The organism is Paraglaciecola sp. 20A4 (assembly GCF_011378905.1).
GTDB lineage: Bacteria > Pseudomonadota > Gammaproteobacteria > Enterobacterales > Alteromonadaceae > Paraglaciecola.
On the sequence record NZ_WTPY01000008.1, the window covers coordinates 116,606 to 140,905 of the forward strand.

Here is a 24,300-nt window from a genome sequence, read left to right on the forward strand (position 1 = left end):
AAAGCCGTTTAATTAGTTCAAAAGTCGCTTAGTGCGTCTTCTTTGAGTTCAATTTCGTGACGTAACTTATATAGAAATTTCAGTTTACGCACTCGATTTGCAGCACTTTCATTTGCTGCATCATCTGTCTCTTCAAGCAAGGAACCTAGTTCACTCAGTAGCGTTTTGATATCCTGAGCAACTTCGTCGTCCAACTCTTCTAACGCCGCTAACGGCTCATCAGTGTGTTGGGCATCTTCAAGTTGCTCGCGCCATTCCATTTGCTGCATCAAAAATGCACCATCTTGCATGGTCTTTTGCTCGTGCTGCAATTCGACCCCACGCAATTCAAGTATATGTTCAGCGCGGCTAAGAGGTTTCTTAAGAACTTGATACCCATCGTTTACTTGAGAATTTTTTTGTAACGCAATCAGCTTGTCACGATCACTGGCAGTGGCAAACTTATCTGGATGAGTGAGCTTCTGCAGCTGTTGATAAGTGGCCACTAAAGCGGTGGTATCAATGACAAATGAAGGCGTTAAGTTGAATAGCACAAAATAATTCATATCAATCAGCGTCTTTTGAGTTTGGTCTAGGAAGGTGTCAACAGCCACGCTGTTCAACGTCGTGCTACACTAGTGTGGTATATGAAAGCAGGCTCAAAGAGCCTGCTATTTGTCACTATACGTTGAAACTTTCGCCGCAGCCGCACTCGCCGTTCGCGTTAGGATTATTAAATTGGAATCCTTCATTTAAGCCTTCTTTGGCAAAATCCAACTCAGTACCATCAAGATAAACCAAACTTTTTCCGTCGATAATAATTTTAACGCCATTATCTTCGAAAACATGGTCATCTTCGTTAAGCTCGTCAACAAATTCCAAAACGTACGCTAAGCCAGAGCAACCGGTGGTTTTTACTCCTAAGCGCAAGCCTAGCCCTGAGCCTCTGTTTTGCAGAAAGCTAGATGCCCGTTGTGCCGCAGCCTCAGAAATTTTAATCCCCACAATGGTCTCCTTTTCTGTAACGTTTACTGATGTTTCTTTTTATAATCTTCTACTGCAGCTTTAATGGCATCTTCAGCCAAAATTGAGCAGTGAATCTTAACTGGCGGTAAGGCAAGCTCTTCAGCGATATCGGTATTCGAAATCTTCACCGCTTCGTCAATTGATTTACCTTTAACCCACTCGGTAACCAAAGAACTAGATGCGATAGCTGAACCACAACCATAGGTCTTGAATTTTGCATCTTCAATAATACCGTTTGGCCCTATCTTCAATTGCAATTTCATAACGTCACCACATGCAGGTGCGCCTACCATACCCGTAGCAATACTAGGGTCGTTCTTGTCAAAGCCACCCACGTTACGTGGATTTTCGTAGTGATCGATTACTTTTTCGCTGTAAGCCATGATGGTTACCTCATTAGTGAAGGCATTTGCCTTGCTGTAAATTCTATTGGTTGATTAAAATATTAGTGGTGAGCCCACTCAACAGTACTTAAATCAACGCCTTCTTTGTACATATCCCACAATGGAGACATGTCACGTAATTTATCAATAGCGTTACGTACTACGCTAATAACATGGTCAATTTCAGCTTCAGTGGTAAAACGACCAATCGTGAAACGAATTGAGCTATGCGCAAGTTCATCGTTTAAGCCTAATGCGCGAAGCACATAAGAGGGCTCTAAACTAGCAGATGTACAAGCCGAACCAGAAGATACGGCCATATCTTTAAGCGCCATAATCAATGACTCACCTTCTACAAATGCGAAACTTACATTTAGGTTGGCCGCAACGCGATGCTCTATATCACCATTGATGTAAACAGCTTCAATATCTTTAATGCCATCCCATAAGCGATTACGAAGCATCAAGATACGTTCGTTTTCAGTGGCCATTTCTTCTTTAGCGATACGAAATGCTTCACCCATACCCACGATTTGATGAGTAGCCATGGTGCCTGAGCGCATACCACGCTCATGCCCGCCGCCATGCATTTGCGCTTCTAAGCGAACGCGAGGTTTACGACTAACGTAGAGCGCGCCTATGCCTTTTGGCCCGTAGGATTTATGGGCAGAAAACGACATCATATCCACTTTTAGCGTTTGCAAATCAATGGCGACTTTACCCGTACTTTGCGCAGCATCTACGTGAAAGAGAACTTTATGTTCACGACAGATTTCGCCAAGCGCGGCAATATCTTGAATCACACCAATTTCGTTGTTTACGTGCATTACGCTAGCAAGAATAGTGTCTGGGCGAATGGCCGCAGTAAACTTTTTGATATCAACCAAACCATTCGGTTCAGGATCTAAATAAGTGACTTCAAAACCCTCACGCTCTAACTGACGGCAGGTATCAAGTACCGCTTTATGTTCAGTTTTAACCGTGATGATATGCTTACCTTTTTTACTATAAAAATGCGCTGCACCTTTAATCGCAAGGTTATTTGATTCTGTAGCACCAGAGGTAAAAACAATCTCACGAGGGTCAGCGTTAACTAAATCAGCGATTTGATTACGCGCAACGTCAACGGCTTCTTCTGCTACCCAGCCGAAACGGTGTGAACGAGATGCAGGATTACCAAAGTTGCCTTCGTTGGTTAAACATTCTGCCATTTTGGCAGCAACGCGAGGGTCAACTGGGGTGGTTGACGAATAATCTAAATAAATTGGTAACTTAAGGTCGCTCATTGTTTACTCCGCTTATTTATTGCAAACTCACTTCGATTTCATGGCTGGCAATATAATTAAGATGTTTCGTTTTATCTTGTCTATTTGCGACTAATTTCACGTCATGCTGTGCCATGAGTTCACCAAGGGTGATGCCATCAAGAAAATTACTGATACGCTCACTCAAGTCTTGCCACAAACTATGTGTCAAGCAACGCTCACCACCTTGGCAATCGGACTGTCCTTGGCAACGAGTCGCGTCTACAGACTCATCTACTGCTCTAATCACTTCACCGATAGGTATTTCACTTGGTTGACGCCCAAGCTTGTATCCGCCACCAGGGCCGCGAACACTGTCCACTAGTTTTTCTCTACGGAGGCGTGAAAAAAGTTGCTCTAAATAAGATAACGATATTTCTTGGCGCTCAGATATATCAGCTAACGACACGGGACCGCGCTGTGAATGTAACGCTACATCCAACATTGCTGTAACAGCGTAACGACCTTTAGAAGTTAATTTCATATTGAACACCTAGCTAAAAACTTGTGGCTATTGTCCCAAACCCGACTAATTTAGTCAAGTATTTATCCTACTGTTTTAGTCAAGTATTATGTGCTACTTCAAACATACCATTTTAAACCAGTCCCCCTAAATTTGTGGGTCAAAGGATGCACTTGCAGTTTCCTTTTCGGCGGGTGTTAAATGCTCATCAAAACTATCTATTTCAAGCGTGGGCAACGATTTCCCACATACGCTTCCCCCCATATTGTTAATTTCTTTACACATCTCTTCAACTTTCGTATCAATTAGATGAACATGATCGAGCATCAGCCCAATCGCATTAGCTACCGGGTCTGGGTTTTCGGTAGATACGGCATAAGCATCGAAACCATATTTACGGGCAATTTTTGCGCGGTGTCCGTTCTGCTCAGTCTTTGCAGCTGGCATAACAATGCGTCCAGGGATCCCCACCACGGTCGCGCCTGCAGGTGCATCTTTGACGACTACAGAGTTTGAACCCACCTTGACACCTTTATGCATGGTGATTGGCCCAAGAATCTTAGCACCCGCTCCGATAACCACATTATCTTCTAGGGTTGGATGGCGTTTGCCGGGTGTCCAAGCGGTTCCACCTAAGGTCACTCCGTGATAAAGCGTCACGTCATTGCCTATTTCAGCCGTCTCACCGATCACAACACCCATGCCATGATCGATAAAAAAACGTCTACCTAACTTTGCACCGGGATGAATTTCAATCCCCGTAGCCCAGCGGGAAAAGGTGGATAAACTGCGGGCTAGCCACTTCCAATTGGCTTTCCAAAGACGATGGCTAAGACGGTGGATCCAGATCGCGTGGAGACCAGGATAATTAGTGATAATTTCAAAACGATTGCGCGCCGCAGGATCACGATGAAATACACTGGTAATATCTTCTTTAATGCGTTCAAACATGATTATTTGCTGTCTTTGCTGGTCTTTTCAATGGAAGCTAAAATGCCGCGTAATATGTTCAGCTCTTGTGTTTCTGGGCGAGCTCGATTGAATAGACGCCGTAATTTACTCATGACCATACCCGGATGTTTGGGAATGATGAAATTCGTTTTATAGAGGGTTTGTTCCAAATGGCTATAAAAACCCTCTAGATCTTCCGCTAATGGGTATTCCGCCTGAACTTGTTCGCGACGAGTTTGATCTAAATGCGCCATGCGAATTTCGTAACATAATGTTTGAACCGCAGCCGCTAAGTTTAACGAACTGTATTCAGGATTAGCAGGAATACATACGTGGAAATGGCACTGCTGTAACTCATCATTACTTAACCCATTGTTTTCACGACCAAATACCAGGGCAACAGGATAGTTGGGGACTTCAGCCACCAGCTTTTCGCCACATCCTCGGGGTTCAAGCATAGGCCATGACAACGTGCGAGAACGAGCGCTAGTGCCGACAACTAACCCACAGCCAGCGACAGCTTCAGCAACGCTAGATACAATTGTTGCATTGGCTAACACATCCCCAGCACCAGCTGCGAGTGCACTAGACTTACCATCAGGAGGTGCAACAGGGTCAACCAAAATCAACTGACTCAAGCCCATCGTTTTCATGGCCCGAGCAGCCGAGCCAATATTGCCTGTATGAGATGTGTTAACCAAAACGATTTTAATATTTTCAAGCATAGCGAGCAATTGTCTGACGTTGTTGGGGATTTTAGGGCGCGCATAATAGCACATTTTATCGTCTGCGGTAGCGCAGGCGCGGGGCACAAAGCAACACTTTTAGACACACTGAGGTATTTGGATAAGTGCTAGTTAACAATACACGCGCTTACCTCGCAGGTTTTCCTGCACTACTACCTTAAGAAACTGACGCTCCCGATCAAATGTCAGGCTTGATATAATTCCAACGGTAGTCCGTCGGGATCCGCGAAAAACGTAAATGCCTTGCCGGTATATTCATCTATTCTAATCGCTTCAACTTCTATCCCTTTGGCAGTTAACTTAGCAGCACACTCTTCAACATTATCGACAAAAAACGCTAAATGGCGTAACCCCTGCGCTTCCGGTCGGCTAGGACGAGATGGCGCATCTGGAAATGAAAACAGTTCAATTTGCCCTCCATCAGGAAGTGCTAAGTCTAACTTGTAGGATTCACGTTGGGCTCGATAATTTTCGGCAATAATGGTCAATCCTAAAATGTCAGTGTAAAAATGCTTTGAACGTTCATAGTCTGAACAAATTATCGCAACGTGGTGTATTCCGTTAAACATGTAACTTCCAATCAATAATTATGAAGATAATACGCTAACATAATTTTTATCCAAGACAGATTATCATTGCTAATTATCTGTATTTTGGTAAACTGCGCGGCGATTTTTTGTTCAGCGTTAATGTAATTCTCTAACGCTGGCAAATATGTATCTTAACGTTCTTTTAAAATTGGTGGTTTTACTATGCATCCTATGCTGAATATAGCAGTGCGCGCAGCGCGTTCTGCGGGCAATGTCATTGCTCGTGGTTTTGAAAATCAATCTGAATTGATGATTGAAGCCAAAGGCAGTAACGATTTTGTTACGCGAATTGACAAAGAAGCAGAGCAAGCAATTATTCACAAAATTCAGCAATCTTACCCAGATCACTGTTTCGTTGGTGAAGAAGGTGGCGTAGTTGAAGGTAGCGAAAGTGATTATAAATGGATCATCGACCCGCTAGATGGCACCACCAATTTTATCAAGGGAATCCCCCACTTCGCAGTCTCGATAGCACTTATGCATAAAGGCCGCTTAGACCAAGCAGTGGTTTTCGATCCAATTCGTGGTGAGTTGTTCACTGCAAGCAAAGGCGCTGGCGCGCAACTTAACGGTTATCGCATTCGCTCAAGTAAAGCTAAAGAACTAGGTCAAACCATTCTAGCTACCGCGTTACCTTATAAGAACAAAGAATCGTTACCCACTTACTTAGAAAGCTTCCGTAAGATATTTTTCCAAGCTGGCGATATTCGACGCAGTGGTTCAGCCGCGCTTGATTTAGCCTACGTTGCTGCAGGCCGTTATGACGGTTACTGGGAAAGCGGTTTAAAGCCTTGGGATATCGCTGCCGGTGAATTACTGGTGCGTGAATCAGGCGGATTAGTCACCGACTTTAAAGGTGGCAACGACCCAATCCAAAAGGGTGAGATTGTTGCTGGAAGTGCGAAAGTAGTTCAAACTTTGGTTAAACACTTGAAAGGTTAATTTAGCAGAACGATTTAGTTTAATAAAAGCGAGTCTTATGACTCGTTTTTTTATGTCTAGAGGTTATTGAAGACCTCTCTCCATGCCCAATTTAGTCCTTCGTTCACCATATATCGACGTTAATGTCAGCCCAATAAAAAAGCCGCTTAATCACTTAAGCGGCTTGCAGATTTTGTACTGTAAATCTTTACCAGACGAATCTCATATATTTTAAATTACAGCATAGAATCTTGGTCAGCACCTTCTTTTTCAATCTCGGTTGGCATCAAGTCTTCACGACTCACCCCTAGCCAAAGTGCCACTAAACTGGCGACATAAATTGAAGAGTAAGTCCCGATAATGACACCAAATAATAAGGCTGTTGCAAACCCATGAATGGTTGCCCCACCTAAGAAGAACAATGACATTAACACCAATACAGTAGTCATAGACGTAATAATGGTTCGATTCAATGTTTGCGTTAATGAAATATTGATAATTTCTTCAGTATCGGCATTACGTATTTTACGGAAGTTTTCACGGATCCTGTCAGAGACAACTATCGTATCGTTTAATGAATAACCGATAACTGCGAGCACTGCGGCCAAAACCGTTAAATCAAATTCCAGATGCAAGATAGAGAACAAACCTAGGGTAACAATAACGTCATGGGCCAAAGCAATAACTGAGCCCAGTGCGAAACGCCATTCAAAGCGCATAGCGACATAAACTAAAATACAGAGTAAAGAAACCAGCATAGCGAGTCCGCCCTGCTCTGCAAGTTCATCGCCAATATTAGGCCCTACAAAGGCTATACCGCGTTTCTCAGTGCCTGGTACAGCAGCCTGTAATGCATTGACGACACTGTCACCTATTTCGACATTTTTCACGCCTTCAATAGGCGCAATACGAATAAGTACATCTTGACTACTGCCATAGTTTTGAACAATGGGTTCATTGAAACCAGCCTGAGTTAAATCAGCACGAATGGCATCTAAATCCGCAACGCCTTCATAACGCATTTCAATTTGTGTACCACCAGTGAAATCTAGCCCCCAATTAAGTTGATTAACGCCTAATGAGACTAACGAACCAATGACCAGTAGGGCTGAAAATATCGCCGCAGGAACGCGTAACGACATAAAACCAACTGTATCTTTCATATTTAACAATTGCATATTACGGCTCCTATATTGATAAAGTTTTCAGGGGTTTACCACCACACCATGCATTAACAACTGCACGGGTAATAAAAATTGCGGTAAACATTGAAGTAGCGATACCAATCATTAACGTAATCGAAAAGCCTTTGATTGGGCCTGTACCGACGGCAAACAAAATCAAGCCCGCGATAAAGGTCGTAATATTGGCATCTAAGATGGTAGAAAAAGCACTGTCGTATCCATGGTGAATAGCCTGTTGTGGGCTTCTGCCTTCACGCAATTCTTCTCGAATACGTTCAAAAATAAGCACATTGGCATCGACGGCCATACCGACTGTCAATACGATACCTGCCATACCAGGAAGTGACAATGTCGCCCCAGGGATCATCGACATAATGCCTACTATCATCACCAGGTTTAAGGTCAATGCTAAGTCAGCCACCAAGCCAAATGCTTTGTAATAGACAAGCATAAATATAAGCACTGCAACAAAGCCCCAAATAATGGCTTGTTTACCTAATTCAATATTCTCTTTACCTAGACTAGGGCCTACTGTGCGCTCTTCAACAATTTGAATCGGTGCAATCAGTGCGCCAGCACGCAGTAATAGCGCTAAGTTATGGGCTTCCTGCGGTGAGTCTAAGCCTGTTATGCGAAAGCTACTCCCTAAACGCGCTTGAATCGTCGCTATGCTAATAACTTCGCGCTTAGCTTCGAAGATCAGCTTATCGTTTGCATCACGCTCACCCGTTGCTTTGTATTCAATAAAGACAGTAGCCATAGGTTTACCGATGCTGTCTTTGGTAAACTGAGACATTTTGCTGCCGCCCTTAGAATCAAGGGAAATATTAACCTGGGGGATACCATATTCATCGGCGCTAGAATTTGCATCAATAATATGATTACCGGTTAAGATAATTTTCTTCTTGAGTAGTTGTGGCTGTCCGTCTTGGTTCAACACCAATTCAGAGCCTGGCGGCACGCGTCCAGCGACGGCGTCACGTACGTCGTGATCTAAATCTACCGAGCGAAATTCCAATGTAGCGGTAGCGTTTAGAATTTCCTTCGCTCTTGCAGTATCTTGGATACCGGGTAATTGAACAGCGATACGGTCAACACCTTGCTTTTGAACGCTCGGCTCAGCAACACCCAGTTGATTTACGCGGTTACGGATAATCGTTATATTTTGTTTAACCGCGTAGTCACGAGTTTCCGCCAGTTTTTGTTCTGACATACTTACGACTATGCGCAAATCATTTTTCTCAGTAAAAACTAAGTCACGATTACGATTACGCAAAAAGAACTCTGCTTTATCTAACGTATCTTGATCACGGAAGAATATTTCGACTCCACCTTCTACTTGGCGAACAGTACGATAACGAATACCTTCTTCACGCAAAGCACTTTTAAAATCTGAAACCATGTCTTCGAAAGACTTATTGATTGCAGAATTCATATCGACTTCCATTAGGAAATGGACACCACCACGTAGATCGAGCCCTAATTTCATTGGTTCGCCGCCTAATGCAGCCAACCAAGCTGGGGTATCAGGAGCCAAATTCATAGCCACGTAATAATTATCACCTAGCGCACGCTCTAAAGTTTCTCTGGCAAGAAGCTGACTATCTGAATTGGTTAAACGAACGAGAATTTGCTCGTTGTCCAACACAATACTCTTAGTCTCAATACTCTCGGTGGATAATGTTTCCGTAACCTTGCTAAGCAAAGCATCATCGACGGTTGCGTTACGGCCCGCAGAAATTTGTACTGCATAGTCCTCGCCGTACAAATTTGGAGTGGCATATAGAGCACAAATACCGACGATAAAAATCAGTACTAATAGCTTCCATAGCGGAGTTTGGTTTAACACGTGAAAATCCTTCCATTTTGACTGTCGTAACATAAATAAAGCGGGCAATCGCCCGCTTTATTTAACGTAACTCATTTTAAATCGCTTTCATTGTGCCTTTTGGCAACACAGCTGAAATAGCAGATTTTTGCACGACGATGTTCGTGGTATCGTTTAATGCGATTTCTAAAAAGTCTTTCTCTTCAGAAACCTTCACAATGCGCCCAACCATACCACCTTGGGTCAACACTTCATCGCCTTTACTCAATGAAGTAACCAAATTTTTATGATCTTTTACACGTTTGGCCTGTGGACGATACAACATAAAGTAAAAAATCAATCCGAATACACCAAGCATGATTAGCATTTCGTATCCGCCGCCTGTTGCACCACCAGGTGCCGCCTGTGCATATGCATCAGAGATAAATAAGCTCATAAATTCCCCATATAATGTTAAGTTTTGTAGTTATAGTGCCGGTACCGGCAAATCTTTTTGCGCGTAAAATTCAGCAACGAAGTCATCGAGTTTTTGCTCGGCAATGGCATCTCTTAATCCCTGCATAACACGTTGATAATAACGCAAGTTATGCACCGTATTTAAGCGCGCACCTAATATTTCGTTACATTTGTCCAAGTGATGTAGATATGACCGCGAATAGTTTTTACAAGTGTAACAATCACATTTATCGTCCAAGGGTCCGATATCTGTTTTATGTACCGCATTGCGTATTTTCACGATACCACTGGTAACAAATAGATGTCCGTTGCGTGCATTACGTGTTGGCATAACGCAGTCAAACATATCAATGCCACGACGCACACCTTCAACCAAATCTTCTGGTTTACCCACCCCCATCAAATAACGCGGCTTATGCGCCGGTATTTTGTCTGCAGTGTGATCTAATATCCGGATCATGTCTTCTTTCGGCTCACCTACTGAGAGGCCACCAATTGCATAACCATCAAAGCCGATATCTTCTAAGCCTTTTAAGGATATGTCCCGTAAGTCCTCGTACATGCCACCTTGAATAATGCCAAATAAGGCCGATGGGTTATCACCGTGCTCAGCTTTGCTGCGCTTGGCCCAACGTAAAGAAAGCTCCATCGAAAGACGCGCTTCACTTTCCGTGGCGGGATGCGGCGTACACTCATCGAAAATCATAACAATGTCAGAACCTAAGTCTCGTTGCACTTGCATCGATTTCTCAGGGGTCAACAGTATTTTTTCACCATTGATGGGCGAACGAAATGTCACTCCCTCTTCAGTTATCTTACGCAAATCACCTAGGCTGAAAACTTGAAAGCCACCAGAGTCAGTTAAGATTGGTTTTTGCCAATGCATAAAATCGTGCAAATCACCGTGAAGCTTAATCAGTTCGGTACCTGGACGCAGCATTAAATGAAAGGTATTACCTAAGCATATATGGGCTCCCGATTCATCGAGCTCTTCTGGAGTCATTCCCTTAACTGTACCGTATGTGCCTACAGGCATGAAGGCTGGGGTTTCAACAACGCCCCGGTCAAATTTAAGACGACCGCGGCGCGCCTTTCCATCTGTATTGTCTAATTCAAATTGCATAAATACTTCCTGCTGATAGGTCATGCCCATCAGCGTTTTCTCGTCTTAGGTGATTTTCAATGCCTAACAAGCGAGTTGCTGACAAAAAGTGGCCGGATTATATACGAATTGCGCTAACGAATAAAAACTAATAACGCACTATTTTCTGTCGTGACCTTGTGATGCTATCGATTGATACCTTATGCCTGATTTTTCTCAATAAACATGGCGTCTCCATAACTGAAGAAACGATACTGTCGATCGATCGCTTGTTGATAAGCGTCCATCACATTCTTTTTACCGGCAAACGCACTGACAAGCATAATAAGCGTCGACTCAGACAAGTGAAAATTGGTTAACATGGCATCAATCAATTGGAATTGATAACCTGGATAAATGAAAATATCGGTATCACTGAAAAAGGGAGCCAGCTCAGTTCCATTTTTTACAGCAGCTTGTGCCGCTGACTCAAGGGACCGTACAGACGTGGTGCCTACTGCTATCACTCGCTTACCAGCCGCTTTAGTTTGAGCGATGGCGTTGATAACACTTTCGGGTACCTCAGCATATTCAGAATGCATCTTGTGTTCTAAAATGTTGTCTACACGAACAGGCTGGAACGTACCGGCACCAACATGCAGTGTCACAAACTCGCTATTGACCCCTTTGTCTTTTAATTGCTTGAGTATACCTTCATCAAAATGTAACCCCGCGGTGGGTGCCGCCACAGCTCCAGGCTTCTGGTTATAAACCGTTTGGTAGCGCTCTTTGTCGGAATCTTCATCAGGTCGGTCGATGTAAGGAGGCAATGGCATATGTCCATATTGCTCAAGGATCTCAAGAATAGGTTCAGGATTGAGCAATTTCAGTTCAAACAAGGTGTCTTGACGGCCTACCATCTCCATTTCAACGCTGCCTTCAAGCAATAATCGCGTTCCTTCCTTTGGAGATTTACTCGCACGAACATGCGCCAGCACATGATGCTCATCAATAATCCGCTCTATTAATACTTCAACTTTCCCCCCCGAAGCCTTTTGCCCTAACAGACGCGCCGGGATCACACGGGTATTGTTAAATATCAGCAAATCACCAGGATTGATCAAATCGACCACATCAATAAATTGTAAGTGCTCAAGGCCATCGGCAGTTAAATGCATTAAGCGGCTAGCGGTGCGTTCCTTGGTTGGGTAACGTGCGATCAATGCTTCAGGTAAATCAAACTGGAATTCGGAAACTTTCATATATTGTCCTGGGAAACGTAGCCCGTTATTTTACGTATAATAATTAATACCTGCAATGGCCTTGGTATACTCAAGTCCCCTTGTGACTTTGACTAAAGCGATTAAAATAATATCAACAGTTTAAACATTATTGACGTTTCTCCTAACTGTTCTTTTGCCCAACGATTATTGCGTTGGGCTTTTTTTTGCCTGTTTTTCAGACATTGTCGCTATTAGCGCCCAAATAGATTTTCTATTGTGGGAGATCTTGCCCCATGTCACTGAACATATCTACGATATCGTCGCGTTCGATACGACGCATATTCAACACATACATGATTTGTAACAACAAATCAGCGCCTAAAATTCCCTTATTAACTTTATTGCGCAGGTTATCCGCGCTTTGATTCACACCAATTGTCACTAACCGTTCACTGAGATCTTGATACTTTACTCCGCGCTTAGACATTTCAGCTTTCACCAGACGCTGTACCACTTGCCGCCAATCTGCTGAGGCACTATTGTTCTGTTTTGCTGTCTGACCATCTACGATATTTTGCATAATTGCTCCGTCGACACAAATGTGACGTATAATTTACATTAGTAATGAATAGACTTCAAATGTTGAAAATAATATTTGACTATTTGTTTTCCAACTGACTACACTAAGCCCGTGTTTCGTCTTCGACCACAAATTAATTTTGTGCCGTATTCGGAAAATGGTCATTAGACATACAGGAGAGTAACCATGACATGGGATCTTAACCAACTTGAGACCCTTTTTAGTGACAACCAAGATCTCGTTGTTACCCGTGAAGAAAATTGTTTATTAATTGCCAACAGCGACGGTGTTGATGCGTGGTTAGCCATTAGCGGCGAACAAATACTTGTAGAGTCTCTATTGTTTTCATTAAGTGAAGTGAAAGATAAGCATGCATTAAATGAAGAAATTTTAAAGTCTCACATGATTTTTCCATTAACCACAGTGGGTATTTCAAATGTCGCGGGCGATGAATATTACACAGCATTCGGTTCACTAAGCTCACAATCCAAACCTGAGAGCGTAATGATCGAAGTGCAGACATTGTTTCAAAATGTAGAAGCATTTTTAGATGCTTATGCAGAACATTTACATTAATCGAGGAGTGACAATATGTCAGTTTGGAGAAAATTAGTGACAGCCGTTAAAGGCGGTGCCACAGAAGCGGCGCAATCAGTTGTAGATAGCCAGGCCATTCGTATCCTTGAGCAAGAGATCCGAGAAGCAAAAGATGAATTGCGCAAATCAGACCATGCTCGCACGCAAATTTTAGCCAAGTGTAAACTCGCTCAACAAAAAGTGACTAGTTTGCAATCTTCTATCGAGCAGTACGAGGCCCATGCGCGTAAAGCGATAGATTCTGATCGCCAATTGGCACTAGATTGCGCACAAAAGGTCAGTGACTTAAAAGCCGAGCAAGAAGGCGAACAAAAATATCTTGATCAATTTAAGCAATCTGAAAAGCAACTGGCCACCAATATTGGTCAGGCTAAAGGTAACTTACGTCGACTAGAACAACAGGTTGACATGGTAAAGGCCACTGAATCTGTGCAAAAAGCGCAAGTTGCGGTTTCTTCACGCCATTTAGGTGCCAACAGTAAGATGAAAACGGCTACTGAATCATTGCAACGTATTCAAGACAAACAAACATTGCGTGATGCAGAATTGCAGGCGGCACAAGAATTAGCCACCGAAGAGTCAAGTGATGATTTAGAAAAACGTCTTTCTCAAGCAGGCATTAAGGGCGGCCAAACGTCAGCAGATGATGAGCTTAGCCGTATTTTAGGTAAATAATACAACGCTATACACAGATCCTCAAACTGCTTTGAAAGATTGGGGATCTGTTAATCCTTTCCATACATTCAGACTTACATTGGCTAATGGCCATGGGTATGAAAGAATATCCGAAAATAACAATAACCTGAATTTACGCCATGTTTTTAAAAATACGTAAAATGCTGGCTCAGTATTTTACTGAAATGCGCTGGTACACTTTACTGCTCTCTTTGAGTATATACGCCGTTTCAACTTGGTGTTTAATGACATTGGCGGGTGAAAACGCATTAACCAGCTCCACTGATTTTATCTACTGGTTAGTTGTGACTGCTTCAACCGTTGGTTATGGGGATTTATCTCCCACCACAGCGGCTGGCAAATACATTGTTTCTTTGTATGTTATTCCTGTCGGGTTAAGCTTTTTCGCGTTAGTCATTGGCCGGGTGGCATCGTGGGTATCATTTCAGTGGTTAAAAGGAGTAAAAGGTTTGCAAAGTCTATCGGTATCGAATCACATTCTAGTGCTTGGGTGGAATGAGCAGCGCACATTAAGGCTATTAGATTTATTGTTGCGGGAACGCGACGCAGTCGATGAGCGCCCAGCAATTGTATTGTGCGTACGCGCCGATATCATTAATCCAATGCCTGATAAAATTGAGTTTGTTAAAGTTAACAGCTTTAGTAATGATAAAGACATGGACCGAGCCTGTATTGCAGACGCAAAAGTCGTGTTAATGGATAACCCTGAAGATGACTTGACGATGACCACAGCACTGTATTGCAGCCAACGAAATCCAAATGCACAAATGGTCGCGTATTTTACTGATGAAACCTTAGCTAATTTACTTCGGCGTCACTGTCCAAATGTAGAATGCACTCCTAGCGTAGCGATTGAAATGCTCGCGAAATCCGCATTTGATCCTGGCTCGAGTGTATTACATCACGACTTACTCAGCGTGACAGAGGGTCAAGCACAATATTCAAGCACCCTGCCCCAAGATACAACCCCCGTTGATGTGCGAGCGGCGTTTAATCAACTAAAAGCCCTTTATAATGCCACTTTGATAGGAATAGCTAAAAGCGATGACCGATTGAATATTCAGGTAAACCCTGATTTGGACGGACAACTGTTCCCCGGAGATAAAGTATTTTACATCGCCAAGGAACGGATCAAAAAAATCGCATGGCAACGTTTTTCTAAGGAATAACATGTTTAGCAAATTATTTGGTAAAAAAGACAGCCCTAAAACTCCTAAAGCGCCTGAAATCATGGGGTTATACTTAGGCGGGTCGTTTCAAATAGATCCCCTGAAACTAAAATTAGTTGAACCTAGTCTTATTATCGATTCAGCGGCCACCTCGCATATTATTCAGGCGGTTGGCGAAGTAGATTTAGACACAGGCGGTAAAATTTTACGTTTTTACACCGATGACGATGCCTTCTTACAAGTCGTGCTGGACGGCGGTATGACTGAAAATCATATAACAGACGTTAAGTTGTGGTATTTCTACGAGACCAAAACAGTCGGTTCCGATTCCCAGTGGCAAGAGTTGATTAAAAATCAAATATCTCAAACACAATATTCATTGGAAGGTCATATCTACCAACGCGTATGGGATGCCGTTGGGGAATTATCACCTGCAGTGGCGATGACAGAAACAACTTACGAAGAAGATGGCGATACGAGTGAGACGGATCAGTTCGTTATGCTGTATGAGCGTGAAATTGATGATAATAACGTCGAAACCTTGCTCGTTAGCGGCGAAGAGAAACTAGTCGGACAAAATCTTGATCGCTGCTTTGTAATAAGCAGTGGTTTTAATATTGAACAAGCTGACATTAATATTAATGGTTAACAGCACGCATTAAACCTGAGGAAATAAAATGGAAACAATTCTAAATTCAATCGCTGGCCTTGGTCACTTTGCTGCTTACTTTGCGGTGTCAATCGTATTACTGTTTGTATTCAAAATTGTATATGCCTTTGTTACTCCGCACGATGAGTGGAAATTGGTCAAACAAGAAAAAAACTTAGCTGCCGCGATTGGCTTTGGAGGCGCAATAATCGGTTTTGCGCTAGCGCTTTCTAGCGCAGTGGCGAATTCAGCCTCTCTTGTTGATTTTGTCGTTTGGGGTGTAGTGGCGATATTTGCTCAGGTAATAGCCTTTTTATTATTGCGCTTTACCTTTATGCCAAAAATTGCCGAGCGCATTATTAATAATGAAATTTCAGCGGGTACAATTTTAGCGGCCATATCTATTGCGGTTGGCTTATTAAACGCCGCTTGCATGACCTACTAGGAGGGAATATGACTCAGCGTAAACGCTCATCAAATATTAACCTAGCATCAATGCGTAAAGGCTTTTCTGTTAAGCCTTTAGCCCTAGGTATTGCCGCCGTTATGCTCAGCGGGTGCGGTGAAGAAACCGAAAAAGCCACTGTTTATACTGGGGTAGACGACTGTATTACTAAAAATCCTGGACAAGCAGAATTATGTAAAACAGCGTATCAAGATGCGCTTGACGAAGCACAGCGGACGGGCCCGAAATACGCTTCTAGGCAAGTTTGTGAAGAAGAGTTTGGGGCAAATCAATGTAATTATACGCGCAGCGACAGCGGTTCATTTTTCATGCCCTTTATGGCCGGTTACATGCTCAGTAACTTGCTATCACCAAGGGGTTACAACACACAGCCCATGTTTACTTCATTTTCACCTTACTCGTCGTATCGCCAACGTTGGATGGGCGCAGATGGCAGTGACTATGGAGACACCCGCCGTCGCAATATGGACGTCAGTAAGAATGCGTTTAAATCTAAACCCGCCGTTACCAAAACCATGAGCAGAGGTGGTTTTGGCAGCAGCGTTCGCGCCAAATCGAGTTGGGGCAGTTCCACTAGAAAATCTGGCGGTTGGGGCGGTTAGCCCTTCTTATGTTCCGTATTCCAATTAAGCCAAGGCCAAATTGGCAGCGCAAAGCAGCTGATTTTGGTTTTAAATTTCATACCATGCACGGCGAGCCCTACTGGGACGAATCTGCCTATTATCAATTTACCTTGGCCCAAATAGAGAATGATATAGAGCAGCCTACCGCAGACATTCACCAAATGTGTTTGGCTGTGGTAGAGCGTGTTATTCACGATGATGCCCTGCTTGAACGTTTTCAGATCCCCCAATCATTTTGGCAACCGATAGCCGATTCTTGGAAGAATCGCGATCCTAGTTTGTATTCACGGTTGGATTTCAGTTATGACGGCAGTGGTCCTGCCAAACTATACGAAAACAATGCTGATACGCCCACCTCGTTATACGAAAGCGGTTTTTGGCAATGGTTGTGGCTCGAAGAACAGGTCAACAAGGGCTTGATCCACAAGGGTGCAGACCAGTTCAATTCATTACAGGAGAAACTGGTCGCTCGCTTAGGTTACATAGCTAAGCATTATCAGCTCGATTTTATGCATTTCGCCTGCTGCAAAGACACAGATGAAGACCGAGGTACGGTTCAGTATTTACAAGACTGTGCGCGCGAAGCGGGCATTGCCGACTATTTTGTTTATATCGAAGATATCGGTTTAAGTAAAAGCGGTGCATTTACAGATCATGATGACCAAATAATCGAGACGCTATTCAAACTGTACCCTTGGGAGTTTATGCAGCGCGAAGAATTTTCTGAGCATATCGGTCCTTCTGGTAGTCATTGGATCGAACCCATATGGAAGTCGATATTATCGAATAAAGCATTAATGCCCATGTTGTGGAAGATGTTCCCACAACACCCAAACTTACTTGCTGCGTATTTTGAAGACGAGTTACATTTAGCCACGGAAAGTAAGCTTGTTAAGAAACCGATATTTTCTCGTGAAGGAGCAAATATTAGTGTGCTTGAAAATGGTAAAACAATACTCGAAGCACAAGGGCCTTATGGAGATGAAGGTTTTATTTATCAGGCCTATTCTGCGCTACCTAAATTTGGCAGCAATCACACATTAATAGGTTCTTGGTTAGTAGATGACCAACCTGCAGGGATTTCGGTGCGTGAAGACACCTCACTTATCACCCAAGATATGTCTCGATATTTACCGCATATTATTTTGTGACAATTTGACATCTCATTTATCACAGGTTTAGGTCAAAATAGATATCCCACTTTACTAACGCAGTTTTATGAATAGCAAAACCATTTTTTCGTCTTCTTCTCGATTGAGTCAACAGCTTAAAATCGTCAGCTGTATATTTGTTGTAATTACCGTAATAGAAATTATTAATCTATTAACCGGTCGAGTATTGAACCAATTTGGCAATATCCCTCGTTATGTACCTGGGCTGATTGGCGTACTGATAGGGCCGTTTTTACATGGCAGTTTCAGTCACTATCTATCGAATATCGTACCCCTGTGTGTGCTCAGCTTCCTGATGCTGCAATACGGGAACAAACGCTTCTTCGGGGTCACCTTATTTTGCATCATACTAACCGGCTTATTGGTGTGGTTATTTGGGCGTTCAGCCAGTCATATCGGTGTGAGCAGTGTTATCTACAGTTATTTTGGGTTTCTGTTGCTTGCAGGGTTTTTGAGCCGTAAATTTAGTCTCATTATTATCTCGTTATTGGTGGCATTTTTTTATGGCGGTTTAATATTTGGTGTATTACCCGCTCAAACATTCGTTTCGTGGGAAGGACATTTATTTGGTTTTATTTCGGGACTTATCGCTGCAAGATTGTGGGCGAAAAACGCCCGCTTGTAAGTGTTTCATGCAGTAACCCAATATGTCGCTAAATTAACCAAAGGTAGTGCTAGAGCACAAGGGGTAACTCCCCTATAATCAAAACTGCAGTTTAAAAACAGATCAAGGCCAAAATGAGTAAGCAAGCCCCAAAAAAGCAAAATGGTTTTTTCGGAAACCTCGCATTTAATATAATTATCCCCGTTGTGATCATGAGCAATTTAAGCTCAGATGAATACCTTGGTCCAGCGTGGAGTATTGTCGCCGCGTTAATTTTCCCTATTGGCTATGGCCTTTGGGATCTAAAAGAATCTGGCAAGGTAAACGCGTTTTCAATATTGGGGATTGTTAGCGTTATATTAACCGGCGGAATAAGCCTGTTAGAGCTGCCAGCACAATATATCGCCATAAAAGAAGCGGCAATTCCTGCTGTGATCGGTATTGCCGTACTCATCACCCAGCGCACGGCTAAACCACTGCTGAAGGTGTTGGTATTAAACGAGCAAATCGTCAACTGGGAAAATTTAAATCAGGCGCTCGAGGCCAAAGGCACTAGCAAAGATTTTGAAGCGAAAATGGCGATTAGTTCTTATATAGTCGCGGGGTCGTTTTTTCTCTCTTCATTTTTAAATTACGTGCTAGCAAAGGTGATTTTGGTTAGTCCGCCAGGTACTACCGCTTATACCGAAGAATTAGGCCGCATGACCGCCCTTAGTTATCCGGTGATTGTAATTCCAAGTATGATTATGCTGATGGGCGCGCTGTGGTACTTATTTGCCCAAATCAAAAAATTAACAGGGGAAGAGTTAGAAAACTTCCTTGCTCAACAGTAATGACAACATTTATGTTGGCCAATACGCTGGCTTAAACAAAAAAACGCTGACAGATTTCTCTGTCAGCGTTTTTTTATTACTGAAATTTACACTTCAGTCGATTCAAGCAACATGCTCACAAACAATATACTCAGGTGAGTAACACCGAGCATTTAAAGCCTTCTATTCCCGCCCAAGCAGGGTAAATATATTGTCTGCCACTTGGGTATTATTAATAGAGCCTCGAAATTTATCACTGCCCGGCCCTTTAGCAAATACAGGAACATCCACACCGGTATGCCCGCCTGTTGTCCAACCAGTGTTAGTGCGCAAGTCGAGCAAGGTTTTCACGGTTTGATAAGCTACTTCTTCATCTTCAGTATCGATACTTTCAATTGCCGACTTTTCTTCACCCGTTAGTGTGAAGCCTAATAAGTCACTGGCCAACGGTGCCTTATCCTTAGCTTTCATTAACTGTTTAGCAATAGAAAATGGTGATGCTTTAAGATTCTGCACCCATTGTGGCTCCCACTTATAGACGGTATTCGCCCCTATCGTAAAACCGCCTGTGCTGTGATCTGCTGTTAGCACAACCAAAGTATCAGGATGAGTATCAACATACTCTTCTAGCCATGTCATGGTGCTAGCTAAATCTTGCATTTCGCCCATAGCCGCGCCCACATCATTAGAGTGACCCGCCCAGTCAACCTGACTCGCTTCAACTAATAAGAAAAAGCCTTTGTCATTTTCTAAATGTTTAACCGCTGTTTCAGTTAATGTTTGTAGGCGTTGTTTATCTGGCATATCCAGTGCCCAATTCAAACCTTGATCAGCAAACAACCCTAACAATGGCTTTGTTTCATCGGTGTCTTTTAAAGCAGCGATGTTATCAACGTACTCGTAACCAGCAGCGGTAAATTCAGCGATAAGATTACGATCGTCTCGTTTAAAATACTGCCAGCCTCCCCCCAACATAACATCGAGAACAAAGTCATTAGCCACTTTACGATCAAAGTAGCTATCGGCAATTTCGTTATAATTTTTTCTACTTTCGTTGTGAGCTGAATAACCAGCAGGCGTGGCGTGATTAATTTGCGAGGTCACCGCAACCCCCGTTTTCATGCCATGTTCTTTAGCCCATTCAAGTACCGTTTTCACTGGCTCTTTATCAACATCGACGGCAATAGCGCCATTGTATGTTTTGATGCCCGATGACAAAGCTGTCGCGCCCGCAGCGGAATCAGTCACATATCCCGACACAGGTGCTGGGTAGGTACTTGCCATTCCAACCATCAAACGATCGAAAACAGTTCTTTCAACTTCAGGCGTATTACGGTCGTCCGAGAAATAACGATACGCGGTGGTATAAGCCGGCCCCATGCCATCACCAACAACCATGATGACATTTTTAGGTTCTTGCGCTATTGCTCCCATACAGATGGTTGATAGCAATACAGTACTCACAAACTTCATTTCGATCCTATATTTTGCTTTATATTCAATCAATCGATTATACGCAGGGTTTTGTGACAAGCAGTAGCACTGTAGTAGGAATTTTGTAAATTCGAAGGGCTAATATGTAGCAAAATATGTGAGGGAAGTACGAAAGAGTGACGAAATAATTATTCACTTTTAGACAGTGAACCTGAAACAGCACGCTTCATCACGCAATGAGTAATAAGATGCGATTAATTTTCTTACCATTAATAAAAGACCTTCTAGAATATTAGCCTCAGCTCTCCAGTGAAAGACTCGCTTAATGACGCTTTTTCAGAAAATGAATAAAGCACACCAACTCGCATTCACAAAGTAAATACCAAGTATAAATAGCATTTCCTTTCGTTATTACATTTCTCCCAGTAGGATTCATTCATCGGTTAGCAAGCGCAACAATGCAAATGCTAATCAAACTTTACCCTACAAACATAAGGAACACCGTCATGTCTAATTATACAAATGACATTCAAGCCGCTCAAACACTAACGGCTGACAATAGCCAAACTTGGAACGCAATCAACCCAGAATACGTTGCCCGTATGAAGGCACAGAATCGTTTCAAAACGGGTCTAGATATCGCGAAATATACCGCAGGTATTATGCGTAAAGACATGGCGGATTATGATAAAGATTCAAGTTCATATACTCAATCTTTAGGTTGCTGGCATGGATTCATTGGCCAACAAAAAATGTTAGCCATTAAAAAGCACCATGGCACAACCGATAAGAGCTATTTGTACTTGTCTGGTTGGATGGTAGCGGCGTTACGTTCTGAGTTCGGACCTCTTCCAGACCAGTCAATGCATGAGAAAACGTCTGTTCCTGCACTAATTGAAGAGCTCTATACTTTTTTACGTCAAGCCGATGCAAAAGAACTAGGTGAATTGTTTAGCGCGCTTGATAAAGCGAAAGAAGCGGGTGAAAGCACACAAGAAATCCAAGATAAAATAGATAACTACCAAACCCATGTAGTGCCTATTATTGCCGATATCGATGCAGGCTTTGGTAATGAGGAAGCAACTTACCTACTTGCTAAGAAAATGATTGAAGCTGGCGCATGTTGTATCCAAATCGAAAACCAAGTGTCAGACGCAAAACAATGTGGTCACCAAGACGGTAAAGTAACCGTTCCACATGAAGATTTTTTATGTAAGATTAATGCCGTACGTTACGCGTTTCTTGAGCTGGGTGTAGATGATGGTGTCATAGTTGCGCGTACAGATTCCTTGGGCGCAGGTCTAACACAGAAAATCCCTGTATCTCAATCACCAAACGACTTGGCAGCTCAATACAATGCGTTTTTAGAAACTACACCGGTTAATTCTGTTAATGATTTAAAAGACGGTGACTCAGTACTTAAACTTAATGGAGAACTGGTAAAACCTGTTCGTTTACCAAACGGTTTATATAAGTTTAAAGCCGACACAGGTTTCGACCGCGTAGTGTTAGATTGCATAACCTCGCTACAAAACGGTGCTGATTTATTGTGGATTGAGACTGAAAAACCGCATGTTCAACAAATCGGTGATATGGTGAATGCCATCCGCAAAGAAGTACCTGATGCGAAACTTGTGTATAACAACTCACCATCATTTAACTGGACCCTTAACTTCCGTCAACAGGTGTTTGATGCATGGGTTGAAGGTGGCAAAGATGTATCTGATTATAACCGTGAGGAGCTTATGTCGGTTCGTTATGACACATCTGAACTGGCACTTGAAGCAGATGAAAAAGTACGTACTTTCCAAGCTGATTCAGCTCGTGAAGCGGGTATATTCCATCACTTGATTACATTGCCGACTTATCACACTGCTGCATTGTCAACTGACAATCTTGCGAAAGGCTACTTCGGTGAAGAAGGTATGTTAGCGTATGTTAAAGGTGTTCAACGTAAAGAATTACGTGAAGGCTTAGCATGTGTTAAACACCAAGCAATGGCTGGCTCTAACCTAGGTGATGATCACAAAGAGTATTTCTCAGGTGACCAGGCATTGAAAGCATCGGGTAAAGACAACACCATGAATCAGTTTGACGTTGCCGTTTAACGTCTAATTTTTAATAAAATCTAAAAATAGCAGGGAAACCTGCTATTTTTTTGCCTGTAAATCACCATTCACTTACAGAATGAAGTTGCCTTGAATATTCCATTTATATATAAAAAATATCATTGAATCGCTCCAAGTAACTAATTTTAAATATTAATTATCGATTAAATACAGCAACTTAAAATTTATTACATTCTTGCTAGCATCTTTTGCCCATCTGAGTACAATCGAGTTATTCAATAAAAAACAAAACGTGTATTAATATTATGAATATTGCTAAAGTCGATCTGAATTTATTGGTTTATCTGGATGTTCTTCTTCGTGAAGGCAGCGTAACCCGTGCAGCAAATCAACTGAGCATTACGCAACCCGCAATGAGTAACGGTCTAAAACGACTAAGGGATTTATTTAAAGACCCGCTTCTAGTGCGCACCAGTGACGGTATGACACCAACCAAGCGTGCCTTAGAACTGCAACCGGTCATACGCGATGTGTTATCCAAGCTTGAAGCATCGATTCAACCTGAGACAGATTTCGTTCCTGAAACCAGTAAACGCACGTTTAGAATAATGGCCAGTGATTATGCTGAGTCTACGTTACTACTAGAAGTTATTCGTCAACTGGCCAATGCAGCCCCAAATATTACACTTGATATGATCACGCCAAGTGACGTGACGTTCCATGATGTTGAACAAGGCAGAGTCGATATGGCCATTAATCGCTTTGAAGAATTGCCTCTGTCGTTCCATCAAAAGGTGGTGTGGTACGACAGATTTGCCTGCGTAGTGAGCAGCAATAACCCAATCGTTAACGACTTCACACTGCAAAACTATATCGACAGTAAGCATATTTGGGTGAGTAAAACGGGGTTTGGTGTAGGGGTTGGTATTGATCCTAATGAAGTACAAAAACTCGGATGGGTCGATGCCGAGCTGACTAAGATTGGCCAAAAGCGTGATATTCGTGTGTTTACCCGTCATTACCACGTTGCCTTACAACTGGCTAAAATTAAGAACCTCGTTGCAACCTTGCCCAGTAAAGCGGCGGCTCTTTATGAGAATGATCCCAACATTGTTATTCTTGACCCTCCGTTTGATATACCACCGATTGGTTTAAAAATGGCTTGGAGCGCCCTATTGCATCATGACGCTGGTCATATTTGGCTGCGCAGATTAATTACTGAGGTAGGTGATGCATTATCCGCTCAGTAAGCAATAAGTATTCACCAAGTAAATAGCTAGGATAGAAACCATAA

Annotated in this window: 27 protein-coding genes; 12 read left to right on the forward strand and 15 right to left on the reverse strand. The window is 42.7% G+C overall.

What is annotated here, in order from left to right; translation table 11 throughout:
* Positions 1-17: 17 nt before the first annotated feature.
* The 8 genes from hscB to GQS54_RS10695 form a co-directional block, all read right to left on the reverse strand.
* Positions 18-545: a co-chaperone HscB gene (hscB, locus tag GQS54_RS10660; RefSeq protein WP_166423968.1), complete on the reverse strand. Its 528-nt coding sequence runs from the start codon at positions 543-545 to the stop codon at positions 18-20.
* Positions 546-660: 115 nt separating this feature from the next.
* Complete coding sequence (iscA, locus tag GQS54_RS10665; RefSeq protein WP_006992096.1) at positions 661-984, reverse strand: iron-sulfur cluster assembly protein IscA; 324 nt, start codon at positions 982-984, stop codon at positions 661-663.
* A 23-nt stretch (positions 985-1,007) separates the two neighbouring features.
* Positions 1,008-1,388: a Fe-S cluster assembly scaffold IscU gene (gene iscU, locus GQS54_RS10670; RefSeq protein WP_158769132.1), complete on the reverse strand. Its 381-nt coding sequence runs from the start codon at positions 1,386-1,388 to the stop codon at positions 1,008-1,010.
* A gap of 62 nt (positions 1,389-1,450) precedes the next feature.
* A complete protein-coding gene (locus GQS54_RS10675; RefSeq protein ID WP_166423969.1) occupies positions 1,451-2,674 on the reverse strand; it encodes an IscS subfamily cysteine desulfurase in 1,224 nt (407 codons plus the stop codon).
* 16 nt (positions 2,675-2,690) lie between these two features.
* On the reverse strand, positions 2,691-3,176 hold the full coding sequence (iscR, locus tag GQS54_RS10680; RefSeq protein WP_166423970.1) for a Fe-S cluster assembly transcriptional regulator IscR: 486 nt from the start codon (positions 3,174-3,176) through the stop codon (positions 2,691-2,693).
* A gap of 126 nt (positions 3,177-3,302) precedes the next feature.
* The gene (gene cysE, locus GQS54_RS10685) at positions 3,303-4,106 is read right to left on the reverse strand and encodes a serine O-acetyltransferase (RefSeq protein WP_166423971.1); all 804 of its coding nucleotides are present in this window, start codon (positions 4,104-4,106) and stop codon (positions 3,303-3,305) included.
* A gap of 2 nt (positions 4,107-4,108) precedes the next feature.
* Positions 4,109-4,831 carry a tRNA (cytosine(32)/uridine(32)-2'-O)-methyltransferase TrmJ gene (gene trmJ / locus GQS54_RS10690; protein ID WP_166424016.1) on the reverse strand — a complete coding sequence of 241 codons (723 nt, stop codon included), beginning with the start codon at positions 4,829-4,831 and terminating at the stop codon, positions 4,109-4,111.
* A gap of 206 nt (positions 4,832-5,037) precedes the next feature.
* Positions 5,038-5,421 (reverse strand): VOC family protein, encoded by a 384-nt coding sequence (locus GQS54_RS10695; protein ID WP_166423972.1) that lies wholly within the window; start codon positions 5,419-5,421, stop codon positions 5,038-5,040.
* A 183-nt stretch (positions 5,422-5,604) separates the two neighbouring features.
* On the opposite strand from GQS54_RS10695, the gene suhB reads away from it, so the two are divergent.
* Complete coding sequence (suhB, locus tag GQS54_RS10700; RefSeq protein ID WP_166423973.1) at positions 5,605-6,384, forward strand: inositol-1-monophosphatase; 780 nt, start codon at positions 5,605-5,607, stop codon at positions 6,382-6,384.
* Between the two features lie 215 nt (positions 6,385-6,599).
* On the opposite strand, the gene secF is transcribed toward suhB, so the two are convergent.
* From secF to GQS54_RS10730, 6 genes are all read right to left on the reverse strand, one after another.
* Complete coding sequence (gene secF, locus GQS54_RS10705) at positions 6,600-7,541, reverse strand: protein translocase subunit SecF (protein ID WP_166423974.1); 942 nt, start codon at positions 7,539-7,541, stop codon at positions 6,600-6,602.
* Between the two features lie 10 nt (positions 7,542-7,551).
* Positions 7,552-9,396, reverse strand: coding sequence for a protein translocase subunit SecD (gene secD, locus GQS54_RS10710; protein WP_166423975.1), 1,845 nt, complete (start codon positions 9,394-9,396; stop codon positions 7,552-7,554).
* A gap of 76 nt (positions 9,397-9,472) precedes the next feature.
* On the reverse strand, positions 9,473-9,811 hold the full coding sequence (gene yajC / locus GQS54_RS10715; protein ID WP_158769124.1) for a preprotein translocase subunit YajC: 339 nt from the start codon (positions 9,809-9,811) through the stop codon (positions 9,473-9,475).
* Between the two features lie 30 nt (positions 9,812-9,841).
* On the reverse strand, positions 9,842-10,954 hold the full coding sequence (gene tgt / locus GQS54_RS10720) for a tRNA guanosine(34) transglycosylase Tgt (RefSeq protein ID WP_166423976.1): 1,113 nt from the start codon (positions 10,952-10,954) through the stop codon (positions 9,842-9,844).
* Positions 10,955-11,133: 179 nt separating this feature from the next.
* Positions 11,134-12,174 carry a tRNA preQ1(34) S-adenosylmethionine ribosyltransferase-isomerase QueA gene (gene queA / locus GQS54_RS10725; protein ID WP_166423977.1) on the reverse strand — a complete coding sequence of 347 codons (1,041 nt, stop codon included), beginning with the start codon at positions 12,172-12,174 and terminating at the stop codon, positions 11,134-11,136.
* A gap of 232 nt (positions 12,175-12,406) precedes the next feature.
* Positions 12,407-12,715, reverse strand: a complete 309-nt coding sequence (locus GQS54_RS10730; protein ID WP_166423978.1) for a DUF6471 domain-containing protein — start codon at positions 12,713-12,715, stop codon at positions 12,407-12,409.
* 186 nt (positions 12,716-12,901) lie between these two features.
* Between GQS54_RS10730 and GQS54_RS10735 the strand changes: the two genes are divergently transcribed.
* The 9 genes from GQS54_RS10735 (at position 12,902) to GQS54_RS10775 (ending at position 19,524) form a co-directional block, all read left to right on the forward strand.
* Positions 12,902-13,291 carry a YjfI family protein gene (locus GQS54_RS10735; RefSeq protein WP_158769120.1) on the forward strand — a complete coding sequence of 130 codons (390 nt, stop codon included), beginning with the start codon at positions 12,902-12,904 and terminating at the stop codon, positions 13,289-13,291.
* Between the two features lie 15 nt (positions 13,292-13,306).
* Positions 13,307-13,987, forward strand: a complete 681-nt coding sequence (locus GQS54_RS10740) for a PspA/IM30 family protein (RefSeq protein WP_166423979.1) — start codon at positions 13,307-13,309, stop codon at positions 13,985-13,987.
* A gap of 140 nt (positions 13,988-14,127) precedes the next feature.
* Complete coding sequence (locus tag GQS54_RS10745; RefSeq protein WP_166423980.1) at positions 14,128-15,177, forward strand: potassium channel family protein; 1,050 nt, start codon at positions 14,128-14,130, stop codon at positions 15,175-15,177.
* A gap of 1 nt (position 15,178) precedes the next feature.
* Entirely contained in the window at positions 15,179-15,826 is a 648-nt protein-coding gene (locus GQS54_RS10750; protein ID WP_166423981.1) for a YjfK family protein, read from the forward strand.
* A 28-nt stretch (positions 15,827-15,854) separates the two neighbouring features.
* Positions 15,855-16,271: a DUF350 domain-containing protein gene (locus GQS54_RS10755; RefSeq protein ID WP_166423982.1), complete on the forward strand. Its 417-nt coding sequence runs from the start codon at positions 15,855-15,857 to the stop codon at positions 16,269-16,271.
* A gap of 8 nt (positions 16,272-16,279) precedes the next feature.
* Positions 16,280-16,894 (forward strand): DUF1190 family protein, encoded by a 615-nt coding sequence (locus GQS54_RS10760; RefSeq protein WP_166423983.1) that lies wholly within the window; start codon positions 16,280-16,282, stop codon positions 16,892-16,894.
* A gap of 8 nt (positions 16,895-16,902) precedes the next feature.
* The gene (locus GQS54_RS10765; protein ID WP_166423984.1) at positions 16,903-18,066 is read left to right on the forward strand and encodes a glutathionylspermidine synthase family protein; all 1,164 of its coding nucleotides are present in this window, start codon (positions 16,903-16,905) and stop codon (positions 18,064-18,066) included.
* A 67-nt stretch (positions 18,067-18,133) separates the two neighbouring features.
* Positions 18,134-18,712 carry a rhomboid family intramembrane serine protease gene (locus tag GQS54_RS10770; RefSeq protein ID WP_166423985.1) on the forward strand — a complete coding sequence of 193 codons (579 nt, stop codon included), beginning with the start codon at positions 18,134-18,136 and terminating at the stop codon, positions 18,710-18,712.
* A 113-nt stretch (positions 18,713-18,825) separates the two neighbouring features.
* A complete protein-coding gene (locus GQS54_RS10775; RefSeq protein WP_166423986.1) occupies positions 18,826-19,524 on the forward strand; it encodes a VC0807 family protein in 699 nt (232 codons plus the stop codon).
* 162 nt (positions 19,525-19,686) lie between these two features.
* Here GQS54_RS10775 and GQS54_RS10780 read toward each other — a convergent pair whose 3' ends face one another.
* Positions 19,687-20,976 (reverse strand): alkaline phosphatase, encoded by a 1,290-nt coding sequence (locus GQS54_RS10780; RefSeq protein WP_166423987.1) that lies wholly within the window; start codon positions 20,974-20,976, stop codon positions 19,687-19,689.
* 467 nt (positions 20,977-21,443) lie between these two features.
* Between GQS54_RS10780 and GQS54_RS10785 the strand changes: the two genes are divergently transcribed.
* Both GQS54_RS10785 and GQS54_RS10790 read left to right on the forward strand, forming a co-directional pair.
* A complete protein-coding gene (locus GQS54_RS10785; protein ID WP_166423988.1) occupies positions 21,444-23,045 on the forward strand; it encodes an isocitrate lyase in 1,602 nt (533 codons plus the stop codon).
* A 266-nt stretch (positions 23,046-23,311) separates the two neighbouring features.
* Complete coding sequence (locus GQS54_RS10790) at positions 23,312-24,256, forward strand: LysR family transcriptional regulator (RefSeq protein WP_166423989.1); 945 nt, start codon at positions 23,312-23,314, stop codon at positions 24,254-24,256.
* Positions 24,257-24,300 lie beyond the last annotated feature (44 nt).

Excerpts from the sequence above, each read along its gene's own strand:
- GQS54_RS10780 (WP_166423987.1), bottom strand. The coding sequence starts at position 20,976 with ATGAAGTTTGTGAGTACTGTATTGCTATCAACCATCTGTATGGGAGCA.
- cysE (WP_166423971.1), bottom strand. The coding sequence starts at position 4,106 with ATGTTTGAACGCATTAAAGAAGATATTACCAGTGTATTTCATCGTGAT.
- iscR (WP_166423970.1), bottom strand. The coding sequence starts at position 3,176 with ATGAAATTAACTTCTAAAGGTCGTTACGCTGTTACAGCAATGTTGGAT.
- GQS54_RS10740 (WP_166423979.1), top strand. The coding sequence starts at position 13,307 with ATGTCAGTTTGGAGAAAATTAGTGACAGCCGTTAAAGGCGGTGCCACA.
- trmJ (WP_166424016.1), bottom strand. The coding sequence starts at position 4,831 with ATGCTTGAAAATATTAAAATCGTTTTGGTTAACACATCTCATACAGGC.
- queA (WP_166423977.1), bottom strand. The coding sequence starts at position 12,174 with ATGAAAGTTTCCGAATTCCAGTTTGATTTACCTGAAGCATTGATCGCA.
- GQS54_RS10775 (WP_166423986.1), top strand. The coding sequence starts at position 18,826 with ATGAGTAAGCAAGCCCCAAAAAAGCAAAATGGTTTTTTCGGAAACCTC.
- GQS54_RS10785 (WP_166423988.1), top strand. The coding sequence starts at position 21,444 with ATGTCTAATTATACAAATGACATTCAAGCCGCTCAAACACTAACGGCT.
- GQS54_RS10745 (WP_166423980.1), top strand. The coding sequence starts at position 14,128 with ATGTTTTTAAAAATACGTAAAATGCTGGCTCAGTATTTTACTGAAATG.
- tgt (WP_166423976.1), bottom strand. The coding sequence starts at position 10,954 with ATGCAATTTGAATTAGACAATACAGATGGAAAGGCGCGCCGCGGTCGT.
- secF (WP_166423974.1), bottom strand. The coding sequence starts at position 7,541 with ATGCAATTGTTAAATATGAAAGATACAGTTGGTTTTATGTCGTTACGC.
- GQS54_RS10730 (WP_166423978.1), bottom strand. The coding sequence starts at position 12,715 with ATGCAAAATATCGTAGATGGTCAGACAGCAAAACAGAACAATAGTGCC.
- yajC (WP_158769124.1), bottom strand. The coding sequence starts at position 9,811 with ATGAGCTTATTTATCTCTGATGCATATGCACAGGCGGCACCTGGTGGT.
- GQS54_RS10770 (WP_166423985.1), top strand. The coding sequence starts at position 18,134 with ATGAATAGCAAAACCATTTTTTCGTCTTCTTCTCGATTGAGTCAACAG.
- GQS54_RS10750 (WP_166423981.1), top strand. The coding sequence starts at position 15,179 with ATGTTTAGCAAATTATTTGGTAAAAAAGACAGCCCTAAAACTCCTAAA.
- hscB (WP_166423968.1), bottom strand. The coding sequence starts at position 545 with ATGAATTATTTTGTGCTATTCAACTTAACGCCTTCATTTGTCATTGAT.
- GQS54_RS10675 (WP_166423969.1), bottom strand. The coding sequence starts at position 2,674 with ATGAGCGACCTTAAGTTACCAATTTATTTAGATTATTCGTCAACCACC.
- GQS54_RS10735 (WP_158769120.1), top strand. The coding sequence starts at position 12,902 with ATGACATGGGATCTTAACCAACTTGAGACCCTTTTTAGTGACAACCAA.
- GQS54_RS10765 (WP_166423984.1), top strand. The coding sequence starts at position 16,903 with ATGTTCCGTATTCCAATTAAGCCAAGGCCAAATTGGCAGCGCAAAGCA.
- GQS54_RS10695 (WP_166423972.1), bottom strand. The coding sequence starts at position 5,421 with ATGTTTAACGGAATACACCACGTTGCGATAATTTGTTCAGACTATGAA.
- iscU (WP_158769132.1), bottom strand. The coding sequence starts at position 1,388 with ATGGCTTACAGCGAAAAAGTAATCGATCACTACGAAAATCCACGTAAC.
- GQS54_RS10760 (WP_166423983.1), top strand. The coding sequence starts at position 16,280 with ATGACTCAGCGTAAACGCTCATCAAATATTAACCTAGCATCAATGCGT.
- suhB (WP_166423973.1), top strand. The coding sequence starts at position 5,605 with ATGCATCCTATGCTGAATATAGCAGTGCGCGCAGCGCGTTCTGCGGGC.
- GQS54_RS10755 (WP_166423982.1), top strand. The coding sequence starts at position 15,855 with ATGGAAACAATTCTAAATTCAATCGCTGGCCTTGGTCACTTTGCTGCT.
- GQS54_RS10790 (WP_166423989.1), top strand. The coding sequence starts at position 23,312 with ATGAATATTGCTAAAGTCGATCTGAATTTATTGGTTTATCTGGATGTT.